Below are 24,547 nucleotides of genomic sequence, written 5' to 3'. Positions count from 1 at the left end.
TTGAAAAATGCGGCGATTAGCTAGTGCAGCAAATATAAACATGAGTCTCTTTTGAGCTTGAGCAAATGACACTATGAAACTGAAAAATATTCTAATGATAACCGCTATGACGGTAAGTTGCTTGATGCCAATTCATCAGGCAACGGCAGCGATAGCGTTAGATCGTACTCGCGTGATTTTTAATGGCAATACAAAATCTGTCAGCTTGAACATTGAAAATCAGCATCTTGATTTGCCTTATTTGGCACAGGCATGGATTGAAGATGATAAGGGAAATAAGATCAATGGCCCGATTGTGGTTGTTCCTCCAGTACAACGTGTTGAAGCTGGAGCAAAGAGCCAAGTCAAAATTCAAACACTTCCGACGATAACCCAATTGCCACAAGATCGGGAAAGTCTGTTCTATTTCAACATACGTGAAATTCCACCACGTAGTGAAAAATCGAATGTGCTGCAAATCGCTTTGCAAACACGTGTCAAGCTGTTCTACCGTCCGGAAGCTGTGATTGCACGGCGTATTGATCTTGATAATCCCTGGCAGGAAAAACTCACCTTAACCCGCGAAGGCAATCAATATGTGGTGAATAACCCAACACCTTATTATGTCACTATTTCAGAAGCATCGAATAAGGTAAACGGTGAAAGTGTAGAGGCATTTAAGCCCCTAATGTTAGCCCCCAGAAGCAGTGAAAAACTTGGAGGAACCGCAAACTCATTAGGCAATTCACCAGTACTGACCTATGTCAATGATTATGGTGGACGTCCACAGTTAACATTCAACTGTAGTGGCAATAACTGCGTAGTGACAAAAATTGTGACTAATTAATGAAAGCTGATTGAGTTGTATTGATGACGCTCCGTCAATCTAGGTGTTGACGGGGCATCAACATAGAATTAGCCGAAATATGGTGAGTTTTTTCGGTAACTAGTTGGATAAATGTAGGGTAAATAATAATGAATCCGTTAAGCATCAGATTATCCAGACATATACTGCCAATGCTGTTTCTTTTCGGCATTGGTAGCCAGCAAAGTGCATCTGCACGGGATAATCTGCGTCAGGATGTCAGAATTACGCTAACTGTACTTGCTCCCACTTGTTCGATTAAGACAGAAGATCAAAACATAGAAGTGGATTTTGGCAACATTCTTAACAGCGATCTTTATCTGAGGCATCGTACAAAAGGCAAGCCATTTTATCTGTATTTAAAGGATTGTGATCCTCAGATGATAAAACGTTTAAGGATAAAATTTTTGGGGGAGATGAGTCAAGAACTACCGGGGTTGCTGGCAGTGAGATCCAACGATCGTCTTCATGGCATTGCTATTGGTATGGAAAAAATTGATGGTACACCGATGCCGTTTAATAAAACCAGTGAATTCCCGTTATCAGCTAATAGCAGAGATAACGTGATTACATTCCAGGCATATGTACAAGCTACTCCCCGCTCTATTCAAGAAAAAAAGATTGGTGTTGGTCCATTTACTGCAATCGCGACTTTTGAAGTTAATTACGACTAGTCATGCTGACTGGTTTTTCATCCACGATCTTTAATCAGAGTTTGATGCTATTGGAAAATAAGTTATGCGCCATATTAAAAAATCGTTGTTGAAGCTAGCAGCCCTGTTGCTTTTGGTCAGTGCCACACATGCTTATGGTGGGGCTTATGTTATGCCGGTTGATACGCTCTCCTCAGGAGACCAAGCTATTACGACTATGGAAATCATTGCATGGACAGAGGAAGAAGGGATACCCAATCCTTGCTATGGAGATACCGCATGCTATGTTGGCCCAGATGTGATGTATAAGAGTGGACATCGGCCAGGAATGTACGGCTCCTGCATGGATGCAGGGGTATGTTTGGATGCACATAATTATCAGACAACTGCTGACGTTATGCGAGCTTATAAACACAAATTTGGTATTCCTAAACGGGTAACATTTACCATCATGACCATAGATGCGGATTGTATCGGTTTGTTTTATACAACTAAGATAGATCCGGGATATGGTGAAGCTCAACAATTTCCAAATTCCACTTGCAACAAAATGCCGCCCCCGAACCAAGTTTGTAAAATTGAATTACCTTCTGAAATTGCTTATGGGGAATTAACTGCTACAGAAGTGAATAATGCGACCAAAACAATTGAAGGTAAATTTAAATGTGCTGTTAGTAGTAACAGTATTATGTTGCATGCCAGATCAACTAATAATGAAGCAAAAGTTTATCTTGATTCCGATAAGCAAATATATTCGACGTTTCAGATTGATGGACAAAATGCGGAAAGTGGGGTGAAGGTTACTACTAATGGAGAGAATGAGGTCAAGGATTTCAAATTGACGTCAATATTGCACACGCTAACTCCCCCGAAAGCTGGAAAATATGAAGGCACCGCAATAGTTTATTTAACTTATTTATAAATTGAGAGCAAAGATATTATGCAAGTCAGTATGCTGGTAGGAAAAAGAATCCAAATGAAAAGAAAAGAAATTAGAGTGACAGCAGCAGAGCTGGCAGACAAAATTGGAGTTAGCCATCAGCAATTGTCACGTTATGAACGCGGAACCAATAAAATTAGCCTGGAGCATTTGGTTGCTATTTCGATCGCCCTGGAAACACCGGCAAATTGGTTTTTAGAGGATTGTTTTACTCCTCCTAAAGTTCATATGAATAATCAATATACCTGTGTAGCAGAAACAATTCTGGGTTTATAACATTGAATTTAATTAATAGTGGCCATTCCAATTCAGGAGTGGCTTTGTTTTTTTATTCGTTAGATTTCCAAACTTTGGGGAAGTCGTTTTTTTCAGAAAGATACCGCCAAAAATGACGGTATCTTATTTGGTAGAGTTATTTTAAGGTTTATTTATTTGGCAATTTTAGCATGCATTTCTTGTACAGAAATAACCTGTTCAGTAGGATCAGCACTAAGTGCCATAGTCGTTGCAAAGCCACCGTTCAGGGTTGTGTCATAGTGCACTTTATATTGCAGCGCGCTGCGACGTAGCAGTTTTGAATCTTCAATCGCCTGACGACCCGCAGTGGTATTAACGATATAGTCGTATTCACCATTTTTGATCCTATCCTGAATATGCGGGCGTCCTTCATGAACTTTATTCACCAAACGTGGGTTGATCCCTGCTTCACCCAATACAATTGCTGTACCGTGCGTCGCATCCAGTTCAAATCCGTGTTTAAGTAATTTAGCTGCCAAATCGACAACACGTTCTTTATCACCTTCGCGTACAGACAGTAGTGCCCGGCTTTTCTTACGCAGGGTAGAATTACTGCCTAACATTGCTTTTGAAAAGGCTTCGGCAAAGGTACGGCCAACACCCATTACTTCACCGGTAGAACGCATTTCTGGTCCCAGAATTGGGTCAACGCCTGGGAATTTATTAAATGGCAGTACGACTTCTTTCACGGAGTAGTAAGGTGGGATGATCTCTTCAATTGTACCTTGCTCAAGCAGAGACTGACCTGCCATCACACGTGCTGCTATTTTTGCCAGCGGCATACCCGTTGCCTTGGAAACAAATGGGACGGTACGTGCTGCACGTGGGTTCACTTCAATCAGGTAAACTTCGTTGTCTTTCACCGCATACTGAACGTTCATTAGACCGCGGACACGCAGTTCAAAGGCCAGTTTTTCAACTTGCTGGCGCATAACATCTTGAATTTCTTTGCTCAAAGTATAAGCAGGTAAAGAACAGGCTGAGTCACCGGAGTGAACACCCGCTTGCTCGATATGTTCCATAATGCCGCCAATCAGGACACGTTCACCATCACAGATAGCATCCACATCAACTTCAACAGCATCATCAAGGAAGCGATCCAGTAGGACTGGCGCATCGTTAGATACGCTAACCGCAGTCTGGAAGTAACGGCGTAAGTCTGACTCGTCGTATACGATTTCCATTGCACGCCCACCCAGCACATAAGATGGACGAACGACCAGCGGATAACCAATCTCATTACCTTTTTCAACTGCTTGCTCGATGGTGGATACGGTGGCATTGGCGGGTTGTTTCAGGCCAAGACGATTAACGGCTTGCTGAAAACGTTCACGGTCTTCAGCACGATCAATGGCATCAGGGCTGGTGCCAATAATGGGTACACCGGCGGCTTCCAGTTCACGAGCCAGTTTCAGGGGGTCTGGCCGCCATACTGGACGATAACGCCTTTTGGTTGTTCAATACGCACGATTTCCAGCACGTCTTCCAGTGTAACAGGTTCAAAATAAAGACGATCGGAAGTGTCATAATCGGTAGAAACGGTTTCTGGGTTACAGTTCACCATGATGGTCTCAAAACCATCTTCACGCAGAGCCAGGGCAGCATGTACGCAGCAATAATCGAACTCAATGCCTTGTCCGATGCGGTTCGGTCCTCCGCCCAATACCATGATTTTCGGTTTGTCATTGTTCGGGTTGGCTTCACATTCGTCTTCGTATGTGGAATACATGTAAGCAGTATCGGTAGCAAATTCTGCCGCACAGGTATCAACACGCTTATAAACTGGGTATAAGTTGTAGTCATAGCGTAGCTTACGGATCTCTTTACCAGAGACACCTACCAGTTTCGCCAGACGCTCATCAGCAAAGCCTTTGCGTTTCAGATGACGCAAGAAATCAGGGGTCAGGCTGTTAACACCTTGTTCAGCAATTTGTTCTTCCAGACGGATCAATTCTTCAATTTGCACCAGGAACCAGCGGTCGATATTGGTCAAGTTGAAAAGCCCATCAACAGACATGCCAGCGCGGAAAGCATCAGCGATATACCAAATACGCTCGGCGCCGGCATCTTTCAATTCACTACGGATTTTGGTCAGGGATTGTGGATCATCCAGATTGACTTTAGGATCAAATCCGGTCGCACCGACTTCCAGACCGCGCAGGGCTTTCTGCATGGACTCTTGGAAAGTACGGCCAATCGCCATCACTTCACCAACAGATTTCATCTGGGTGGTTAGGCGGTCATTACTGCCGGCAAATTTCTCAAAGTTGAAGCGAGGAATTTTCGTCACAACATAATCGATGGAAGGCTCGAAAGACGCAGGGGTGCGTCCGCCCGTGATGTCGTTCATCAATTCATCAAGGGTATAACCGACTGCCAGTTTTGCGGCGATTTTGGCGATGGGGAAACCTGTTGCCTTAGACGCCAGTGCCGAGGAACGGGAGACACGTGGGTTCATTTCAATGACGATCAGGCGGCCATTTTTCGGGTTCACTGCGAACTGAACGTTGGAACCACCGGTTTCTACGCCGATTTCACGCAATACCGCCATCGAAGCGTTACGCATGATTTGGTATTCTTTATCGGTCAGTGTCTGTGCTGGCGCTACGGTGATGGAGTCACCAGTATGGATACCCATTGGATCGAAGTTTTCAATGGAGCAGACGATAATACAGTTATCGTTTTTATCCCGCACCACTTCCATCTCATACTCTTTCCAGCCAATCAAAGATTCATCGATCAGCAATTCATTGGTTGGAGAGAGGTCTAAGCCGCGTTCGCAGATTTCTTCGAACTCTTCACGGTTGTAAGCGATACCACCGCCGGTTCCGCCCATGGTAAAAGAGGGGCGAATAATGCAAGGGAAACCCACATCTTCGGCTACCGCCAGCGCTTCTTCCATCGTGTGCGCAATGCCAGAACGCGCGGTATCCAGGCCAATTTTCTTCATCGCCTTGTCAAAGCGTTGGCGATCTTCTGCTTTATCAATGGCATCAGCGGTTGCACCAATCATGGTGACGCCAAATTCTGCCAGGACACCTTGGCGCTCCAACTCCAATGCGCAGTTTAGTGCCGTTTGCCCACCCATTGTTGGCAGGATGGCATCTGGGCGTTCTTTTTCAATGATTTTGCGTACCACTTCCCAATGGATCGGCTCGATATAAGTTGCATCAGCCATCTCAGGGTCGGTCATTATCGTTGCTGGGTTCGAGTTTACCAGAATGACACGATAACCTTCTTCTCGTAGCGCCTTACAAGCCTGCGCACCAGAGTAGTCAAATTCACAAGCCTGGCCGATAACAATAGGGCCAGCACCTAAGATCAGGATACTTTTAATATCAGTACGTTTTGCCATTTTTCTTCTTCTCCTGATTATTTAGTGCTCTGAACGTTTGTCTGGCGATATTGCTCAATTAACTCGATAAAATGATCGAACAGTGAAGCGGCTTCATGTGGACCAGGGCTGGCTTCAGGGTGCCCCTGAAAACTGAATGCTGGTTTGTCGGTACGATGAATGCCTTGCAGGGTGCCATCAAAGAGTGATTTATGTGTTACACGTAAATTGGCTGGCAGTGAGCTTTCATCAACAGCAAAACCGTGGTTCTGTGCCGTGATCATGACAACATTGCGATCCAGATCTTTGACAGGATGGTTGCCACCATGGTGACCAAACTTCATTTTTATGGTTTTTGCACCACTGGCCAGCGCCAGCAACTGGTGCCCTAAGCAGATGCCGAATACAGGAATTTCGGTCTCCAGGAAGGTTTTAATCGCTTCGATAGCATAGTCACACGGTTCTGGATCACCAGGTCCATTGGATAGAAAAATGCCATCTGGTGCCATTTTCAGCACTTCATCGGCGGGAGTTTGTGCCGGTACAACGGTAACGCGGCAGCCGCGATCAACCAGCATACGCAGGATGTTGCGCTTCACTCCAAAATCATAGGCCACAATGTGGTAAGGCAATTCTTGTTCTTTGCGAGCTTCAGGTAGCTCATCTGCTAATGTCCAGCTTCCTTGTACCCATTGGTAAGATTGTGCTGTCGTGACTTCTTTTGCCAAATCCATGCCTTTCAAGCCCGGAAATGCTTTTGCTTTTTCCAGTGCAATTTGGGCATCGGCCGCATTACCCGCAATGATACAGCCATTTTGTGCCCCTTTTTCTCTTAACAGGCGGGTCAGTTTGCGTGTATCGATATCCGCGATGGCGACGATATTATGACGTTTCAGGTAATCAGACAGGTTTTCTTCACTGCGGAAGTTACTGGTCACTAAGGGTAAATCACGAATAACTAAGCCTTGGGCTTGAATGGCGGGGGATTCTTCATCAGCGGCATTGATGCCGACATTACCAATATGGGGATAAGTAAGAGTAACAATTTGGCGGGAATAGGAAGGGTCGGTAAGTATTTCTTGATATCCGGTCATTGAAGTATTGAAGACCACTTCCCCAACAGCCACACCCTCTGCACCAATTGCGCGACCGTGAAATTGGGTTCCATCTTCCAGAACCAATATAGCTGACTTAATCAAAACGCCCTCCAAGATGAATAATTAGTCGCATCCTATGCATATTAATTCAGAGTTAATCCTTAAAATCAATGCCAATCATGGATTTTTGTCAAAATTTTGGCAAATTGCGCGCATTCTAATGATGAGAGTGGGGGTTGTCTACAAAAAATGGCATTTTTATTGGCTTTTTTACAACTCTCACTCTTGTTTTAAGTTAATGTAGCTGAAAAACATAAGGAAAGTGGGAGCAGATAAACGATTATGGTGAGAGAAAACTTAAGAACAGAAAAAATATAGGGCTTTTTTCGTGTTTATAGGAAAAAGGTCACAAAAAGACTAACTATTCTTATAAAAATGGTGATTAATTTTGGTTTTTTTTAATAAAATTTATCTATATCAATATTACGCAACTATTTAAAAAATAGTTACGTAATTACATATAGTTATATTTTTTAAATATTAAATACTGTCAAGATTGAGTACATCTTTCATATTATAAAGCCCACTATTTTTTCCTTTTAACCACATTGCTGCCTTAATTGCGCCATTAGCAAAGGTCATTCGGCTTGAAGCCTTGTGGCTTATCTCTACACGTTCACCGATATCGGCAAAGATTGCTGTATGTTCCCCAACAATATCGCCCGCCCGGATGGTGGCAAATCCAATACTTTTAGGATCGCGTTCTCCGGTATAGCCTTCGCGGGCATAAACAGCGCTGGTTTTGAGATCACGGCCTAATGCATTGGCGATAGATTCTCCCATTGCCAGTGCGGTTCCTGATGGTGCATCCACTTTGTGGCGATGGTGGGCTTCAATAATCTCGATGTCGGAATATTCACCCATCACTGAGGCAGCTTTTTCCAGCAGTTTTAGTACCAAATTGACGCCAACACTAAAATTTGCGGCAAAAACAATAGGGATCTCACGGGAGGCTTCTGTAATCGCTAGCTTACCGGCATCATCAAAACCGGTGGTGCCGATGACCATTGATTTGTGATGCTGCCGACAAATGGAGAGGTAGGCTAATGTGCCTTCAGGACGCGTAAAATCGACTAAAACATCAAATTGTTCAATGACTTGATGCAGATCATCATTAATCATCACACCATTTTTACCTATCCCTGCCAGTTCTCCCGCATCGGTTCCCACCAATGAAGAGCCGGAACGCTCTAATGCTGCGCCCAGTGTAACACCATCCAACAGCTGGACGGCCTGAATAAGATTGCGTCCCATACGTCCGCCAGCGCCCACGATAGCAACGCGAATATCTGTATCAGCCATAAGGCCCTCTCTGTAAATCGTTTTTAATTGAGGTGACAAAGGAAACTGTTCTACAGCTTAACTGGCAAGGACTGGCAGCGCCAGATTTATAGCCTGCTCATAAGAAAAACAGAGATCAGGTTGGAAATTATAAAAAATTTATCTATTCTCCTGCTTCTGGTAATTCGTAATAATTGGTTGAACTATATTTAGCCATTATTTTGTCCGGGCTGGCTTCGTCACGGAGGCATTTAGCTAGAAATTCTATGAATACACTAAGTTTTGGTGGTAAATGTCGTGTTGGTGGATAGAGTATCCAGAGCTCTCCAGTGTAGTTAGTCTTAAAGTTCCAATTAGGGAGTACTTGAAGTAGTTGTCCCTGTTGTAAGGCATGCTTAGCAGTAAAGTAAGGTAAGCTGCCGATACCGATATGTTGTAATATTGCGTCAAGCCTGACTCCCGTATGATTAGCAGCATAACGCCCATGTATATTGACGTTAGCAACTTTGCTTCCCTGACTAAATTTCCAGCGCGAATCACCTGGCTCTTCTCCAAGATAGATACAGCTGTGATTTTTCAGGTCGTTTGGGTGTTGTGGGATGCCATGTTTTGCAAGGTATTCCGGTGTTGCGCATAACATATGCCAAATGTTCAATAAACGTCTCCCCATAAGGCCCGGAGGAGGTTGATCAGTAATTCGTATAACGAGATCAATCTGATCATCTATCAAATCCACATACCGATCATCAAGCCGTAGGTTCACGTCTACTTTGGGATACTGGGCAAGGAAAGCAGGTATATGAGGATGAACAACGAAACGCCCTACCGCTTTAGGAACACTGACTCGGATTATTCCTTGTGGCTCATGGTTAAAATTTCCTGATACAGCCATAACTTCTTGGGCAGCATTTATCATGTCCAGGCAACGCTTGTAAACTTCCTGTCCACTTTCACTCAAACGTAGCTTGCGTGTTGTTCTCTGTAAGAGGCGAGTTCCAAGTGCTTTTTCCAGTTTGGCTACAGAGCGACTGATGGCGGAAGGAGTCGCTGCAAGTTGACGCGCTGTTTCTGAGAAGCTACCTGTTTCAACTACTTTTGCGAAAATGGCCATCTCCCGCATTAAATTTATCGTGTTATTTATGCTCATAAGTCAAAAGTTATTTGATTTTTTGATGGATTATCACAATTAGGTCTATTTAATACAATCAAGGGAAATGTTTTGATACCCGAGAATATGATTATGTCTGAACGTCTTTATTTATCGAGCTCTATATTGGCAGGTGAAGTTGAAATTCTGGATTGTTCACTCTGTGACGATCAACGGTATGCGATCCAATTAAAAGCAACTCCATTTCATCCTCAAGGTGGCGGTCAACCCAGCGATATTGGCTGGCTTAATGATGTAGAGGTCATTTATGTCGCGTCAGAAAACGATAGAATAGTCCATTACACAACCCGCCCAGTAAACAGAGGGATTGCCTTTGCCCGTGTTGATGAGAAACGTCGCCAATTACATTCACAGCTGCATTCTGCGGGACACCTTATCGGACATATTGCCGAACTTCTGGGTTGGCATCCTATCAAGGCACATCACTGGCCTGGAGAAAGCAGTGTTACCTTTAAGCCAGGACCTCATGCACAAACCTTTTCAATTGAAAATCTCCAAGAAAAATGTGACCAATTTATTGATGAAAACTTGCTTTGCCAAATAACTATGTATGATGATGGATTTAGGAAAGTCGGTTTTGGCGAATTTATACCTTATCCTTGTGGTGGAACACATGTATCGTCATTAAGGCAAATTCAAGGGCTACAGATACAGGCTATACAAGAGAAGAAAGGTAAGTTATCAGTGCAATATGATGTAATATTGCCATCGTAATTCACTAAATAATAAATATTTTCTTCTTGTGTTTTTGATATAGCTCTCAAGATAACATTGAAACTCAGTTTTTATTGGAAATCGTATCAAGATAAATCGATTATACGTTCCAATCTAGAAAAACCGAGTTTCAATAAAACGGAAGTTAACTAACTTCTTTCACTTCAACCCGTAACTCTTTTGGTACTTCAAAAACAATATTTTCCTCTCGGCCATGTAGCTCGTTAACTGTTTTTGCGCCGAAATTTTTCAAGCATTCAATCACTTGTTGTACCAAAATATCAGGTGCCGATGCACCCGCTGTGACACCTACTGCGCTCACACCTGTGATCCACTCTGCTTGGATATCCTCGGCAGAATCAATCAAATAGGCAGGCTTGCCTACGCGCTGTGCAAGTTCGGCCAGGCGATTTGAATTTGATGAGTTTTTAGAACCAACCACCAGCACGACATCAGCCTCTAATGCCAAATCACGCACGGCTTCCTGACGGTTAGTTGTGGCATAGCAAATATCATCTTTGCGTGGACCGACAATACTGGGGAACCTTGCATTAAGCGCATCAATCACTTCTGAGGTGTCATCAACAGAAAGTGTCGTTTGGGTCATAAAGCAGAGGTTATTTTCATCCTTAACTTGCAGTTTCCATACATCTTCCGGTGATTCCACCAGATACATGCCACCGTTGGGATTATTGTATTGCCCCATGGTGCCTTCAACTTCGGGATGACCAGCATGCCCGATTAAAATCGCCTCTTTGCCTTTGCGACTTGCCCTAGCGACTTCCATATGAACTTTGGTGACCAGCGGGCAGGTCGCGTCAAACAGCATAGTTAAATTACGGGAGCGGGCTTCTGCACGAATGGCTTGGGAAACACCATGGGCAGAGAAGATCAAAATAGCGCCATCAGGCACTTCTGAAATTTCTTCAATAAAAATGGCGCCACGCTTTCTCAGGTTGTCAACCACATAACGGTTATGTACCACTTCATGGCGAACATAGATGGGAGCACCGTACAATTCCAGTGCACGCTCTACGATGCTGATAGCACGATCAACACCCGCACAGAAACCACGAGGGTTAGCCAGCAATATTTGCATGGGTTTCCTCCAACTGAGGGTCAATTTCCAACACTTCAATCTCAAAAGTGATGTTTTGTTCAGCCAGTGGATGGTTAAAATCAACAGTAATGGAACCTTCAGCCACTTCTTTGATAAATCCAGGCATTTCACTGCCGTTCATGGCGGTAAATAACATGATGGTTCCCACTTCTGGCACACCGGCATCGGAAAAATCACGAGGAGTGAAATATTGGATTAAATCAGGATTGTGTTTGCCAAAAATGGTTTCTCCAGCCAGAGTAAATTGATGTTTATCACCGACTTTCAAACCAAGAAGCTGCTCTTCCAGTGGGGCTGAGAGACTACCATTACCGAGGCGGAATAATGCGGGTTTACCTTGGTTGTAAGTTGAGTCCGCTGTAGAGCCATCATCCAGCTTTAAGGTGAAATGTAATAAAACTGCACTGTGCGTTTGCACCTGCATTGACATGTTGCTCAAGCCTTTTACTTAAAAATGATTACAAATATACCGCTATTGGGTATAGACGAAGTTACCATCCCCGGTTAACTAAGCTGGGGATGGTTTATTATCATTCTTTCAATGACTAAGTTTTCGAGACTGCTTGTTTGTCCTTGCCATCAGGGCTGATAAAGCTCTCAATGATAATGAGAGCAGCCCCGATGCAAATTGCAGAATCAGCAATATTAAAGGTAGGCCAGTGCCATTCTCCGACATAAAAGTCGATAAAATCAACAACAAAGCCGTGCACCAGCCTATCGAACAAATTTCCCAAAGCACCACCAATCACTAAAGCGTAGGCAATATTGCTCAGTTTTTGCCTGGCATGGGAACGATACATCATTACCAACAGTACAACCGTAATGACAACGGCCACCAATGCAAAGAACCAACGCTGCCAGCCGCCCTTATCGGCCAGAAAACTAAAGGCTGCCCCTAAATTCTGGGCATAAGTCAGATTGAAATAAGGTATCAATGGCATGGATTCGTACAGCGTAAAATGCTGCAATACTAAATGCTTGCTTCCCAAATCCAGTATTAATACCACAACAACCAGCCAAAGCCAGCGAAGTCCGGTGGAACAAATGGGTTTACTCATCAGGCAAATTTACGCTTTTCACCGTTACCGGCAACGTTAGTCACACAGCGGCCGCAAAGTTCTGCATGTTCCGCCACCTGGCCCACGTTTTTAGCATAATGCCAGCAACGTGGACATTTTTCTCCGTCTGCTTTGCGCAAGGCGATTTTCAAGCCTGCAATTTCGCTTTGCTGTGCATTCTCATCGGCGGCTGCATAAGCAGCAACTTCAACCTGAGAGGTTAGCAGGACAAAGCGCAGTTCGTCAGACAGTTTGTTGAGTTTTTCTGCCAGTGCTGCATCGGCATAGAGTGTGACAGCCGCTTCCAGTGAACTACGGATATGTTTGTCATTACGCGCCTGTTCCAGAACTTTGTTCACTTCGCTACGTACCGTTAGCAGATCAGCCCAGAAAGTATCGTTCATATCTTCGCCATCTGCCAGACCAAATAATCCGTCATACCACTCTTCGGTAAAGACGTATTGAACACGTTTGCCTGGCAATTCATGCCAAATTTCATCAGCAGTGAACGACAGAATCGGCATCATCCAGCGAACCAAGGCTTCTGCAATATGGAACAAGGCAGTTTGGCAGCTACGACGAGCAAGGCCGTCACTTTTCGCGGTATACTGGCGATCTTTGATGATATCCAGATAGAACGAGCCCATTTCCACGGAACAGAACTGCATCAAGCGTTGAACGACAGAGTGGAAATCATACTCTTCATAGTATTTAAGGATATCAGCTTGTGCGGCCTGAGCACGACCGACAGCCCAGCGATCCAGAACCACCATATCTTCCGCTTTTACCATGTGCTCTTCTGGGTTGAAACCATTCAGGTTTGCCAGCAGGAAACGGGCGGTATTGCGGATACGACGGTAAGCATCAGCCGAACGTTTCAAAATCTCGTCAGAAACAGCGATTTCACCAGTATAATCAGTGGCTGCCACCCATAAACGCAGGATATCTGCCCCCAGTTTGTTCATCACATCTTGCGGGCTGACGGTATTGCCGATGGATTTGGACATTTTACGCCCTTGTTCATCAACGGTGAAACCATGAGTCAGAACCTGGCGATAAGGGGCTTTGCCTTTGATCGCAGTGGACAGCATCAGTGAAGACATGAACCAGCCACGGTGCTGGTCAGAACCTTCCAGATACAGATCGGCTGAATTGCCGTTGAATTCTGGACGGGCATCCACAACCGAAGAGTGGGTACTGCCTGAATCAAACCAAACATCCAGAGTATCTGGCGCCTTGGTGTAATCTGCGGCCTCATCACCCAGCAGGTCTGCTGTGTCCAGATCCCACCAGGCTTGAATGCCATCGACTTCAACACGCTTGGCGACTTCTTCGATCAATTCAACGGTACGAGGATGTGGTTCTTGTGTCTCTTTATGAATGAACAGAGACATTGGTACGCCCCATGTACGCTGGCGAGAGATACACCAGTCTGGACGGTTTTCTACCATTGATTCGATACGTGCTTGTCCCCAGCCTGGGATCCACTGGACATCTTTGATCTCTTTCAGCGATTGTTCACGCAAACCATTTTTGTCCATGCTGATAAACCATTGTGGTGTTGCACGGAAGATAATGGGTTTTTTGTGGCGCCAGCAGCACGGGTAGCTGTGTTGGATTTTTGCCAGACTCAGTAATGCACTTTTCTCTTTCAGCAATTCAACGATGATGTCGTTAGCTTTAAAGACAAATTGTCCATCCAGAGAAGGATAAGTGCCAGAGAGATAGCAGCCATTCGGCCCAACCGGGTTGGCGATTTCAAGACCATATTTTAAGCTGATAGCGTAATCATCTGGACCGTGACCACCCGCGGTATGGACTGCCCCTGTACCAGCTTCAAGCGTGACGTGATCACCGAGGATAGCAGGCACATCGTAGCTCATGAATGGATGATTGAAGCGCAACAGTTCCAGAGCCTCACCCGTACAATCGCTTAAAACTTCCCATGCAGTGATACCCGCGCGCTGCATAACGCTCTCGACAAGCTCAGCCGCCAGAATGATGCATTCATCATCGATTTTGACCAATTGGTAGGTGATTTCTGCACCCAAGGCAATCGCACGGTTTGCTGGCAATGTCCATGGGGTGGTGGTCCAGATGATTAAAGAAACAGGCAGACCTTGGGGTTGTACATCAAATTTGGTGTACACGGCATCAGCATCAACAGCCGTGAAGCGCACGTCGATGGAAGGGGAGGTTTTATCGTAGTATTCCACTTCCGCTTCGGCGAGGGAGGAACCACAGTCAGTACACCAGTGAACGGGTTTTACCCCTTTCAGTAAGTGTCCATTCTTGATAATACGGCCTAGTGCACGAATGATGTCAGCTTCAGTTTTGAAGTCCATGGTCAGGTAAGGTTTATCCCAATCACCCAGAACACCCAGACGTTTGAAGTCCGCTTTCTGTGCTTCGACCTGAGTCATGGCATATTTACGGCACTCAGCACGAAATTCAGCGGCGGAAAATTTTTCCCCAGGCTTGCCGATAATCTGCTCAACCTTAAGCTCAATAGGCAAACCGTGGCAGTCCCAACCTGGAATATAAGGCGAGTCGAAGCCTGACAGCCCTTTGGACTTAATAACAATATCTTTGAGAATTTTATTAACTGAGTGACCAATATGAATATCGCCGTTTGCATATGGAGGGCCATCATGCAAAATAAACGTTTTCTTGCCAGATTTTGCTTTTCTAATTGCCTGGTACAAACCTTCTTTGTACCAACGTTTTAACATATCTGGTTCGCGCTTTGCTAAATCCCCGCGCATAGGGAACCCTGTTTCCGGTAAATTCAGGGTGTCTTTATAGTCACTCATTATAGATTCTCAGTTCCAATTTTCCGCTAGATACATGACTTGGATCGCTGCAAGAGATAGTCTCTCGCTGCAACCACATCATTTGCGATTTGCTGTTTCAGCGCATCAAGCGAAGCAAATCGCTGCTCATTACGCAATTTTTTACGTAATACTACATCGATATGACGCCCATACAGATCCATTTGGGTATCAATCAAATGCACTTCAAGTTGCAGGCCCAGGCCTGCAACCGTAGGGCGATTGCCTATATTTGCAACACCCGGTAGGGGGTTATCACCTAATCCATAGACTTCTACAGCATAAACGCCATTAACAGGCGCCACGAGACGTTTCAACGGTAAATTGGCAGTGGGAAAACCGATGGTGCGTCCCAATTGCTTACCGTGAACAACTCTGCCACTTATACTGTAAGGATGCCCCAGTAATATTTCGGCCAAAGTCAGGTCATCATTTTGCAGTGCCTGACGAATGATTGTACTGCTGATCCTAAGACCGCTGTCACAAAAACTGTCTGTGCTGGCGACATCAAAACGGTATTGTTTACCTGCTTGCTGCAAATAGTGGAAATCTCCGCGGCGATTTTTGCCAAAACGGAAATCGTCTCCTATTGCCAAAAACTTAACACCCAGTTTTTCAACGAGCAACTGTGAAACAAAGGCTTCAGGTGAGTTGGCTGCAAAATGTTTGTCAAATTTCACACATAACAGATAATCAACGCCATTTTGGGCTAGATATTTTATTTTATCTCTCAGCCTGGTGAGGCGAGCTGGGGCTTTATCTGCCACAAAAACTTCCAGAGGCTGCGGTTCGAAAATCATGACCATCGTCGGTAATCCGAGACGCTGCCCTTCTTGTTTCAAGTGTTTTAATAAAGCCTGATGCCCGCGATGGACACCATCAAAATTACCAATCGTCAGCACGCAACCATGGTGACGCGCCCGGATATTGTGTATACCGCGAATTAGCTCCATAGCTGGCTCAATACCGTGGAAATTGCCGGATTATACCTTGTACAAAGCACAAGGTTAACCCACGATCACAAAGGGTTTTAATTAATAACCTGATTCATACAATAAAAATAGGCTAGATGCTCGAAAAATATTTAATTTATCGCATTTCTCTGTGATTCATTCAGTTTTTTATTGCGAAAGACTGTATTCCCTCTGAGTAAGCTGATAAAATCCTGCCCCATCACAACGTAACCAGCGTCGCTGTACAACGACGCTTATTTGCACAAATCCATTGACAAAAGAAGGCTGAACAGGCATATTCCTCGGCCTTTGAATTGTCCTCGATAGAATATATTTGGGAGTTGGACCTTGGCTAATATCAAATCAGCTAAGAAACGCGCCGTACAGTCTGAGAAACGCCGTCAGCACAATGCGAGCCGTCGTTCTATGGTGCGCACTTTTATCAAGAAAGTCTACGCGGCTATCGCTGCTGGCGACAAAGAAGCTGCACAGAAAGCATTCAATGACATGCAACCAATTGTTGATCGTCACGCCTGCAAAGGTCTGATCCACAAAAACAAAGCAGCACGTCATAAATCTGCTCTGGCAGCACAAATCAAAGCAATGTAATTATTGGTTTTGATGATGCTAAAAAAACCGGCTTTAAGCCGGTTTTTTGTATCTTCGGGTTTTAGATCAGAATATTAATATAATTTTTCAGGGCGACTTTTTGGTGGCGAGTTAAACAAAGCGGAAAAATCTTTGTTACACACGCGCTGAACTGCCGGATGCTGAATCATACGCTCGGCAAAGATAACGTAATACTCTTCCTGTACCGTATCCAATCGACCTATTTCAACAATATCACTATCAGCGAAAATATCATTGGCGTAGAAAGAGGGAGCAATGAAAATAGCGTTGTGATACAGACCAAATGCTTTCATCAAAGCGGCATCATCAAATTCGCCCAGCACTTCAACTTCAAGATTTTTATTGCGTATCCATGTCAGGAGCTTTCTGCCTAACATCGAGCGGCGGCCTGGGATTAATAAACGACGCTCTTCCAAACAGGCTGGAAAGGGCTTTTCTGGGATCGGCTGGCGGCAGTAAAAACTGATATTGCATTCGCCCAATTTCACTGAAAACAACCCTTCCTGCTGAGACGAATCCACTGGGCAATCGGATAGGATCATATCCAATTTATGCTGGCTGAGCTGTTCAAGCAGCATTTCATGTGTCGATTCAAAGCAACGCAAATGGATCTTTTCGTGCTCCACAACGGTTGTTTCCAGTACTTTACTCACTAAACGTTTGGACAGTGCATCAGCGACACCTACATCAAACAGCAGATTTGATTCTCGGCTGTAAGTCACGATGTCCATCATTTCCTGGCTGAGTGTAAACATCTTATCCGCATAGCGAAAAATTAATTGCCCCAACTCTGAAGGAACTAATCCTCTTCCTTGGCGCTTGAATAACTTCCCTCCCAGACGCTCTTCCAACGCTTTTATCTGCCCTGTAATGGTTTGTGGTGTCAGGTATAGCGCTTCTGCTGCCCCTACAACCGAACCTTCCTTGCAAACATGCCAAAAATAATAGAGGTGATTAAAATTTAAATGTGAAACCCGCATATATTTATCCTTGTGTATTGCCTCACATCTGTATAACAGTCGTGACCATACATTTCAGGTTGCCAAATTATGGCGTTTTCCTATTTTTCTATTGTTATTTTCTATGACGATGAAAATATTCGCGGCATCGCAGTTATAAACGCTTTGCCGCGAATATTAAGAGAATGAGTTACCTCGGAAATTCTTTCTATATCTGTGCTTAAATTAGTCTATTCATCTGTTTTTGACTACGTTTTTTTTCTTCGGTAACAGTATGGTTAGTAATCCATAACCAGCAACGGCTGCGGTGGTAGAACCTATCAATATACCTAAGCGGGAATATGTGCTGAAAGTGTCATTGAGACCTTCAAATGCCAGACCTGAGATAAAAATAGACATGGTAAAACCGATCCCACACAGTACGGAAACAGCGAAGATTTGTCTCATGCCAATTTTTTCCGGCAATTTAGCCATTCCCAGTTTTACCGAAATCCAGCTAAACAGAAAAATACCTAATGGCTTGCCAATAAACAGGCCAAGGGCAATGCCGATAGGCAATATACTGGTTAAGCCATCTAATGTGACACCTTGTAATGAAACACCAGCATTGGCAAAAGCAAATAGTGGCAGAATGAAATAAGCAACCCAGGAATGCAGTTCATGCTCCAAAGTTTCAGAAGGTGACTCGCCTTTTTTATTTCGAAGAGGGATCAGAAACCCGACAATAACGCCAGCCAATGTGGCATGGACACCTGATTTTAAGATACACACCCATAAAACCGCACCCACAATCAGATAAGCGGATGTTCTAGCGATGCCTTTCCAATTCATCCAGGCCAGTAGCCCAATCATGGCGGTAGCCAAGCCTAATGCAGCCAGGGACACTGTTTTGGTATAGAACAGTGCGATAATGATGATGACACCTAAATCATCAATAATCGCCAGCGCAAGCAAAAATACTTTTAATGCGGTGGGAACACGTTTCCCCAGCAACGCCATGACCCCTAATGCAAAAGCGATATCTGTTGCGCAGGGAATTGCCCAACCTTGTTGGGTGATCTCGTCACTGCCATTAAACAGCAGATAGATCAATGCCGGCGCCAACATTCCTCCTAATGCTGCAATGGCTGGGAAAATGGCTTTATCACGGCCCGCAAGTGAGCCTTCCATGAGTTCTCGTTTCACTTCCAGCCCGACAATGAGAAAAAAGACCGCCATTAATCCATCATTTATCCATAGTAATAATGGCTTGTTGATTTCCAACGCTGCAAATTGTACTGCAACAGGAAGATTGAGAAAGTGATGATAGATACCCTGCAATGGCGTATTCGCCATAACCAGCGCAATGATGGCCGCTATAATGAGAAGGATCCCCCCTGCGGCCTCTAATTTCAAAAATTGGCGAATGATTGCAGTCATGGATAAATTAACCTATGAAATTGCTCAAGGTTACGCATGTTATTATAGTCATGACATCGGAAAAAGTAGATTATTTGTGCAGAATTGATCGTGATATTCGAATTGTAACATATTGAAATAATATTTTTTAAAATTTTGATAAATTACACTGTATAGAAGAAGAAATTTTAATCATTATTTGTAATAACGAGATGAGTAAGATACTCCATGACAACATTACTTTTCCTGTTTGTCCTTGGCGCTGCTTTGTTACATGCCAGTTGGAATGCCTTAGTTAAGATTAGCGCTGATCGGTTCCTGGGCATTTCAATTATTGTCTTTTTTGCCGGAATTATTGCCACATCAGGGCTGTTTTGGGTTGGATTACCGTCATTACCTTCTGTGCCGTGCTTAATCTTATCTGCTGTTTTACATACGGCTTATTGTCTGTTTTTAAGTCGCTCTTATGCGACGGGAGATTTGGGGCAGGTATATCCTATTGCCAGAGGTTGTGCGCCACTCATTACCGCGTTATTGAGTTGGATAATTTTGCAGGAAATGTTACCGCCTCTAGCCATGCTGGGAGTGGCGCTTATTATCGTGGGGATTATGTTAATTGCTTTTCCACATGGGAAAAATGCTCTTCATCTGGATCGTAAAACGTTACTTGCGGCAATCACAACATCGGCATTTACCGCCGGTTATACTTTGTCCGATGGCGCTGGCTCCAGAGCTGGCGATAATACCTTGGCCTATATCTTATGGCTGTTTGCTATTAATGGTTGGATCATGGGCGTGATGATGTATTTCAGGTATTGGAATACGGCCGGAAGGAAGCTTCATCAATATTGGAAACAGGGGTTATTGGGTGGGCTGATGCAATTACTCAGTTATGGCATAGTGATTTGGGCGATGAGTCATGCCCCCATCGTGCTGGTTGCGGCATTACGTGAAACTAGCGTGTTATTTGCGATGTTATTGTCTGTTGTTATCTTGCGAGAGCCGTTTAGCAAAATGCGTTTATTGGCTTGTATTGTGATTGTGGTTGGGGTGATTGTCACGAAGCTGGGGTAACTTCCCGTTAAAATTGAAGGTGGCTTAATAAATTAGAAATCCCGCCAATACATTAGAAAAATAATCAGGCGGGATTTATGAGAGATCTAAATTACTTGGTCAGATCATCAAAAAATTTCTTCACGCCATCAAGGAAACTTTTGGAACGAGGGCTATTGGTTTCACCGCTTTTCCCGCCAAAAGATTCGCCCAATTTGCGCATCAGCTCTTTTTGTTCTTCATTCAGCTTAACCGGTGTTTCTACTACGACACGGCACAGCAAGTCGCCTTGAACACCGCCACGGACGGATTTAACACCTTTGCCTTTCATACGGAACAGCTTGCCAGTCTGGGTTTCCGCAGGAATTTTCAGGCTGACACGACCATCAAGGGTTGGAACTTCAATTTCGCCACCCAATGCCGCTGTTGCGAAGTTGATCGGCACTTCACAATAGAGGTTGCTGCCGTCACGCTCGAAGATATGGTGAGCCTTGACTTGAACCTGAACGTACAAATCGCCGGATGGGGCGCCGTGTTCACCTGCTTCTCCTTCACCACTCAAGCGAATGCGATCACCAGTATCGACGCCCGCTGGAATTTTAACGGACAGTGTCTTGTATTTTTCAACACGACCATGTCCATGACATTTGCCGCAAGGCTCTTTGATGATTTTTCCGCGTCCATGACACTGCGGACAAGGTTGTTGAACCGCGAAAAATCCTTGGCGCATTTGTACCTGGCCAGCCCCATGACAGGTTGGGCATGTTTCTGGGCTGGTTCCTGCTTTGGCTCCGCTGCCATGGCAGGTATCGCAAGATTCAAGGGTTGGAATGCGGATCTCTTTGGTCACACCACGGACAGCTTCTTCCAGGGTTAATTCCATGTTGTAACGCAGGTCTGAGCCACGGCTAGGACGCTGCTGACGACGGCCACCACCGAAAATATCGCCGAAAACGTCACCAAAGATATCGCTAAAGTCAGCTCCATTACCGAAACCACCTGCGCCGCCGCCCATGCCGCCCTGTTCAAAGGCAGCATGACCATATTGGTCATAAGCAGCACGTTTTTGAGGATCTGTCAGGATCTCATACGCTGCTTTAATTTCTTTGAATTTACTTTCTGATTCTTTATCACCTTGGTTACGGTCAGGGTGATATTTCATTGCTAGCCGTTTATAGGCTTTTTTGATCTCTTTTTCGTCTGCGGTTTTGGAAACGCCCAAAACTTCGTAATAATCTTTTTTTGCCATCGTATTGTTTACCCTTAACACGCACACACGGGCGTGGAGTTACCTCAACGCCCGTGCCAGTTAACAAGTAACAGGCGCCCTGTTACTTTGCCCGCTAAGGGCTATTATTTTTTGTCTTTAACTTCTTCGAATTCAGCGTCTACAACATCGTCATCTTTCTTCGCGTTGTTTGCGCCAGCATCGGTAGCACCAGCCTGGGCTTGCTGTTGGGCAATTTCCAGTAGTTTCTGGGATGCTTCAACCAGAGCTTGGATTTTCGCTTCAATTTCAGCTTTATCTTCGCCTTTTGCCGCGGTCTCCAGCTCAGAAGTTGCTTTCTCGATAGCTGCTTTATCGTCTGCTGCCAGTTTATCACCCGCTTCTTCAACTTGCTTACGAGTGCCGTGGATCAGTTGGTCAGCTTGGTTACGGATCTGAACCAGCTCTTCAAACTTACGGTCAGCTTCTGCGTTTGCTTCTGCGTCACGTACCATCTGTTGGATTTCTTCTTCGTTCAGACCAGAAGAGGCTTTGATGGTGATGTTTTGCTCGCGACCTGTGTTTTTATCTTTCGCAGAAACATGCAGGATGCCGTCAGCATCGATATCGAAAGTCACTTCGATCTGCGGAGTACCGCGCATTGCTGGTTGAATGCCATCCAGGTTGAACTGACCCAGAGATTTGTTATCGCTGGCACGTTTACGCTCACCCTGTATTACGTGGATCGTTACCGCAGATTGGTTATCTTCCGCTGTAGAGAACACCTGGCTATGTTTAGTTGGAATAGTGGTGTTCTTGGAAATCAGGGAAGTCATCACGCCGCCCATGGTTTCAATACCCAGAGACAGTGGCGTGACGTCCAGCAGCAGAACGTCTTTCACGTCGCCAGCCAGTACACCGCCCTGAACCGCAGCACCCATTGCTACTGCTTCGTCTGGGTTCACATCTTTACGTGGCTCTTTGCCGAAGAAGTCTGCAACGGCTTTCTGCACCATTGGCATACGAGTCTGACCACCAACCAGAATGACATCGTGGACGTCAGATACAGACAGACCGGCGTCATTAAGTGCGACTTTCAGAGGCTCGATTGAACGTTTAACCAGGTCTTCAACCAGAGATTCCAGTTTTGCACGGGTCACTTTAATGTTCATGTGCTTAGGACCGGTTGCATCTGCTGTGATGTATGGCAGATTTACATCAGTCTGCTGTGCAGAAGAAAGTTCGATTTTCGCTTTTTCTGCTGCTTCTTTCAGACGCTGCATTGCCAGTGGGTCATTACGCAGATCGATGCCTTGTTCTTTTTTAAATTCGTCAACCAGATAGTTGATCATACGGCTATCGAAGTCTTCACCACCTAAGTGGGTATCACCATTGGTTGCCAGAACTTCATACGTTTTTTCGCCGTCAACTTCATCGATTTCGATGATAGAGATATCGAAAGTACCACCACCCAGGTCATAAACCGCGATAGTGCGGTTACCAACTTCTTTATCCAGGCCATAAGCCAGCGCTGCCGCAGTTGGTTCGTTGATGATGCGCTTAACTTCCAGACCTGCGATACGGCCCGCATCTTTAGTCGCCTGACGCTGTGCATCGTTAAAATATGCAGGAACAGTGATAACAGCTTCGGTTACTGGTTCACCCAGATAGTCTTCCGCTGTTTTCTTCATTTTTTCAGAACTTCAGCAGAAACCTGAGGTGGTGCCATTTTCTGGCCTTTCACTTCCAGCCATGCGTCGCCATTATCTGCCGCAATGATTTTGTATGGCATGATAGCTACGTCACGTTGCGCTTCTTCGTCTTGGAAACGACGGCCAATCAAACGCTTAATGGCAAACAACGTGTTTTGCGGGTTAGTAACAGCCTGACGTTTAGCCGGTTGACCAACCAGAGTTTCACCATCCTGGGTATAAGCAATGATGGAAGGGGTTGTGCGATCACCTTCGCTGTTTTCCAGCACACGAGCTGTCGTGCCATCCATAATAGCTACACAAGAGTTGGTAGTTCCCAGGTCGATACCAATAATTTTACCCATCTAAACGCCTCCACAAAAAATTCATATATTCGGTCAAGTTACTAGCTATATGAGGATGAATGTTTGCTTTTCAATGGCACTGTTTGCCAGAAATTCCTCATTTTGTTTTCCAGCTAATGCTGAACTATTCAGTAGTAACTGTAGTTGAGACTTAGATGGGGTCATTCAAACATCATCAAGGGGGAGATTGAAAAAAAATTGAGATTTAATAAAAAAATTTTTCTGAGGTCATTGTGTAGTTGATGTCATCACATTATGATCCGCCGCCTTTTATGGTTTTTGGTGCAGGAAAGTGCCACGACTTTTTTAATATTTTGTTTTATTTGAATTTTCTAGGGGAAATATGAGTTCTAATCAGTTGGCGAACCCAGGCCCATTGGGTTTGATGGGTTTTGGCATGACAACCATTTTATTGAATCTGCATAATGCGGGTTTTTTCCCATTAACGTCTGTTATTTTAAGTATGGGAATTTTTTATGGTGGTTTGGCTCAGGTGCTGGCAGGCATCATTGAGTACAAAAAAGGAAATACATTTGCCGCAACCGCATTTACCTCTTATGGAATGTTCTGGCTGAGCCTGATCGGTGTGCTGTTCCTGCCAAAAATGGGTCTGGCAGAAGCAACCAGCAGCTGAGTTCCTAGGCGTTTATCTTGCACTGTGGGGTATTTTCACGCTGTTTATGTTCTTTGGCACTCTGAAAGCTAACCGCACTTTGCAGTTCATTTTCGGTAGCCTGACTGTACTGTTCGCTCTGCTGGCGATTGGTAACATCACTGGTAACGCCAGCCTTCTGACTTTTGCCGGTTTTGAAGGTGTTATTTGTGGGGCAAGTGCTTTCTATCTGGCAATGGCTGAAGTTCTGAATGAGCAATATGGCCGTACTATTCTGCCAA

General features: G+C 44.7%; 18 protein-coding genes and 3 pseudogenes. 8 read left to right on the top strand and 13 right to left on the bottom strand.

Features of this window, described 5'->3' with window-relative positions; genetic code table 11:
- Window positions 1-73: 73 nt before the first annotated feature.
- The 4 genes from AAC853_RS09830 (at window position 74) to AAC853_RS09815 (ending at window position 2,713) form a co-directional block, all read left to right on the top strand.
- Complete coding sequence (locus AAC853_RS09830) at window positions 74-826, top strand: fimbria/pilus periplasmic chaperone (RefSeq protein WP_340614458.1); 753 nt, start codon at window positions 74-76, stop codon at window positions 824-826.
- Window positions 827-954: 128 nt separating this feature from the next.
- Window positions 955-1,518, top strand: a complete 564-nt coding sequence (locus AAC853_RS09825; protein ID WP_340614457.1) for a fimbrial protein — start codon at window positions 955-957, stop codon at window positions 1,516-1,518.
- A 64-nt stretch (window positions 1,519-1,582) separates the two neighbouring features.
- Window positions 1,583-2,419, top strand: a complete 837-nt coding sequence (locus AAC853_RS09820; protein WP_340614456.1) for an MrpH family fimbial adhesin — start codon at window positions 1,583-1,585, stop codon at window positions 2,417-2,419.
- A gap of 54 nt (window positions 2,420-2,473) precedes the next feature.
- Entirely contained in the window at window positions 2,474-2,713 is a 240-nt protein-coding gene (locus AAC853_RS09815; protein WP_422824203.1) for a helix-turn-helix domain-containing protein, read from the top strand.
- Window positions 2,714-2,865: 152 nt separating this feature from the next.
- Here the strand turns inward: AAC853_RS09815 and carB are convergent.
- From carB to AAC853_RS09795, 4 genes and pseudogenes are all read right to left on the bottom strand, one after another.
- Window positions 2,866-6,089, bottom strand: a pseudogene (gene carB, locus AAC853_RS09810) (carbamoyl-phosphate synthase large subunit).
- 17 nt (window positions 6,090-6,106) lie between these two features.
- Window positions 6,107-7,267, bottom strand: coding sequence for a glutamine-hydrolyzing carbamoyl-phosphate synthase small subunit (gene carA, locus AAC853_RS09805; protein WP_340614454.1), 1,161 nt, complete (start codon window positions 7,265-7,267; stop codon window positions 6,107-6,109).
- Window positions 7,268-7,705: 438 nt separating this feature from the next.
- Entirely contained in the window at window positions 7,706-8,527 is an 822-nt protein-coding gene (gene dapB, locus AAC853_RS09800) for a 4-hydroxy-tetrahydrodipicolinate reductase (RefSeq protein ID WP_340614453.1), read from the bottom strand.
- Window positions 8,528-8,669: 142 nt separating this feature from the next.
- Window positions 8,670-9,653: a LysR family transcriptional regulator gene (locus AAC853_RS09795; RefSeq protein WP_340614452.1), complete on the bottom strand. Its 984-nt coding sequence runs from the start codon at window positions 9,651-9,653 to the stop codon at window positions 8,670-8,672.
- A gap of 93 nt (window positions 9,654-9,746) precedes the next feature.
- Between AAC853_RS09795 and AAC853_RS09790 the strand changes: the two genes are divergently transcribed.
- Window positions 9,747-10,388 (top strand): alanyl-tRNA editing protein, encoded by a 642-nt coding sequence (locus tag AAC853_RS09790; protein ID WP_338883368.1) that lies wholly within the window; start codon window positions 9,747-9,749, stop codon window positions 10,386-10,388.
- 145 nt (window positions 10,389-10,533) lie between these two features.
- On the opposite strand, the gene ispH is transcribed toward AAC853_RS09790, so the two are convergent.
- The 5 genes from ispH to ribF form a co-directional block, all read right to left on the bottom strand.
- Complete coding sequence (ispH, locus tag AAC853_RS09785; RefSeq protein ID WP_340614451.1) at window positions 10,534-11,487, bottom strand: 4-hydroxy-3-methylbut-2-enyl diphosphate reductase; 954 nt, start codon at window positions 11,485-11,487, stop codon at window positions 10,534-10,536.
- Entirely contained in the window at window positions 11,468-11,938 is a 471-nt protein-coding gene (gene fkpB, locus AAC853_RS09780) for an FKBP-type peptidyl-prolyl cis-trans isomerase (protein ID WP_273558062.1), read from the bottom strand. The genes ispH and fkpB overlap by 20 nt, the downstream gene beginning before the upstream one ends.
- A 115-nt stretch (window positions 11,939-12,053) precedes the next feature.
- The gene (gene lspA / locus AAC853_RS09775) at window positions 12,054-12,566 is read right to left on the bottom strand and encodes a signal peptidase II (RefSeq protein ID WP_338803733.1); all 513 of its coding nucleotides are present in this window, start codon (window positions 12,564-12,566) and stop codon (window positions 12,054-12,056) included.
- Window positions 12,566-15,379, bottom strand: coding sequence for an isoleucine--tRNA ligase (gene ileS, locus AAC853_RS09770; protein ID WP_340614450.1), 2,814 nt, complete (start codon window positions 15,377-15,379; stop codon window positions 12,566-12,568). Before ileS ends, lspA begins: the two co-directional genes overlap by 1 nt.
- Window positions 15,380-15,405: 26 nt before the next feature.
- Window positions 15,406-16,350 carry a bifunctional riboflavin kinase/FAD synthetase gene (gene ribF / locus AAC853_RS09765; RefSeq protein ID WP_340614449.1) on the bottom strand — a complete coding sequence of 315 codons (945 nt, stop codon included), beginning with the start codon at window positions 16,348-16,350 and terminating at the stop codon, window positions 15,406-15,408.
- 348 nt (window positions 16,351-16,698) lie between these two features.
- Here ribF and rpsT point away from each other — a divergent pair, with 348 nt between their 5' ends.
- Window positions 16,699-16,959, top strand: coding sequence for a 30S ribosomal protein S20 (rpsT, locus tag AAC853_RS09760; protein WP_038240544.1), 261 nt, complete (start codon window positions 16,699-16,701; stop codon window positions 16,957-16,959).
- A 74-nt stretch (window positions 16,960-17,033) separates the two neighbouring features.
- On the opposite strand, the gene nhaR is transcribed toward rpsT, so the two are convergent.
- Window positions 17,034-17,960 carry a transcriptional activator NhaR gene (gene nhaR / locus AAC853_RS09755; protein WP_338883364.1) on the bottom strand — a complete coding sequence of 309 codons (927 nt, stop codon included), beginning with the start codon at window positions 17,958-17,960 and terminating at the stop codon, window positions 17,034-17,036.
- A gap of 213 nt (window positions 17,961-18,173) precedes the next feature.
- Window positions 18,174-19,358: a Na+/H+ antiporter NhaA gene (gene nhaA, locus AAC853_RS09750; RefSeq protein WP_340614448.1), complete on the bottom strand. Its 1,185-nt coding sequence runs from the start codon at window positions 19,356-19,358 to the stop codon at window positions 18,174-18,176.
- Between the two features lie 207 nt (window positions 19,359-19,565).
- Here nhaA and AAC853_RS09745 point away from each other — a divergent pair, with 207 nt between their 5' ends.
- Window positions 19,566-20,411: an EamA family transporter gene (locus AAC853_RS09745; RefSeq protein WP_340614447.1), complete on the top strand. Its 846-nt coding sequence runs from the start codon at window positions 19,566-19,568 to the stop codon at window positions 20,409-20,411.
- 91 nt (window positions 20,412-20,502) lie between these two features.
- Here the strand turns inward: AAC853_RS09745 and dnaJ are convergent, their stop codons facing one another.
- Both dnaJ and dnaK read right to left on the bottom strand, forming a co-directional pair.
- Window positions 20,503-21,639 carry a molecular chaperone DnaJ gene (dnaJ, locus tag AAC853_RS09740; protein WP_338883360.1) on the bottom strand — a complete coding sequence of 379 codons (1,137 nt, stop codon included), beginning with the start codon at window positions 21,637-21,639 and terminating at the stop codon, window positions 20,503-20,505.
- Window positions 21,640-21,743: 104 nt separating this feature from the next.
- A pseudogene (gene dnaK / locus AAC853_RS09735) lies at window positions 21,744-23,653 on the bottom strand (molecular chaperone DnaK).
- Between the two features lie 343 nt (window positions 23,654-23,996).
- Here dnaK and satP point away from each other — a divergent pair.
- Window positions 23,997-24,547 (top strand): annotated as a pseudogene (satP, locus tag AAC853_RS09730) (acetate uptake transporter); the annotation flags it as partial.

The organism is Xenorhabdus thailandensis (assembly GCF_037996785.1).
Lineage (GTDB): Bacteria > Pseudomonadota > Gammaproteobacteria > Enterobacterales > Enterobacteriaceae > Xenorhabdus > Xenorhabdus griffiniae.
Note: the sequence above shows the minus strand (reverse complement) of the source record. Positions and strands in the feature narration are given on the sequence as shown.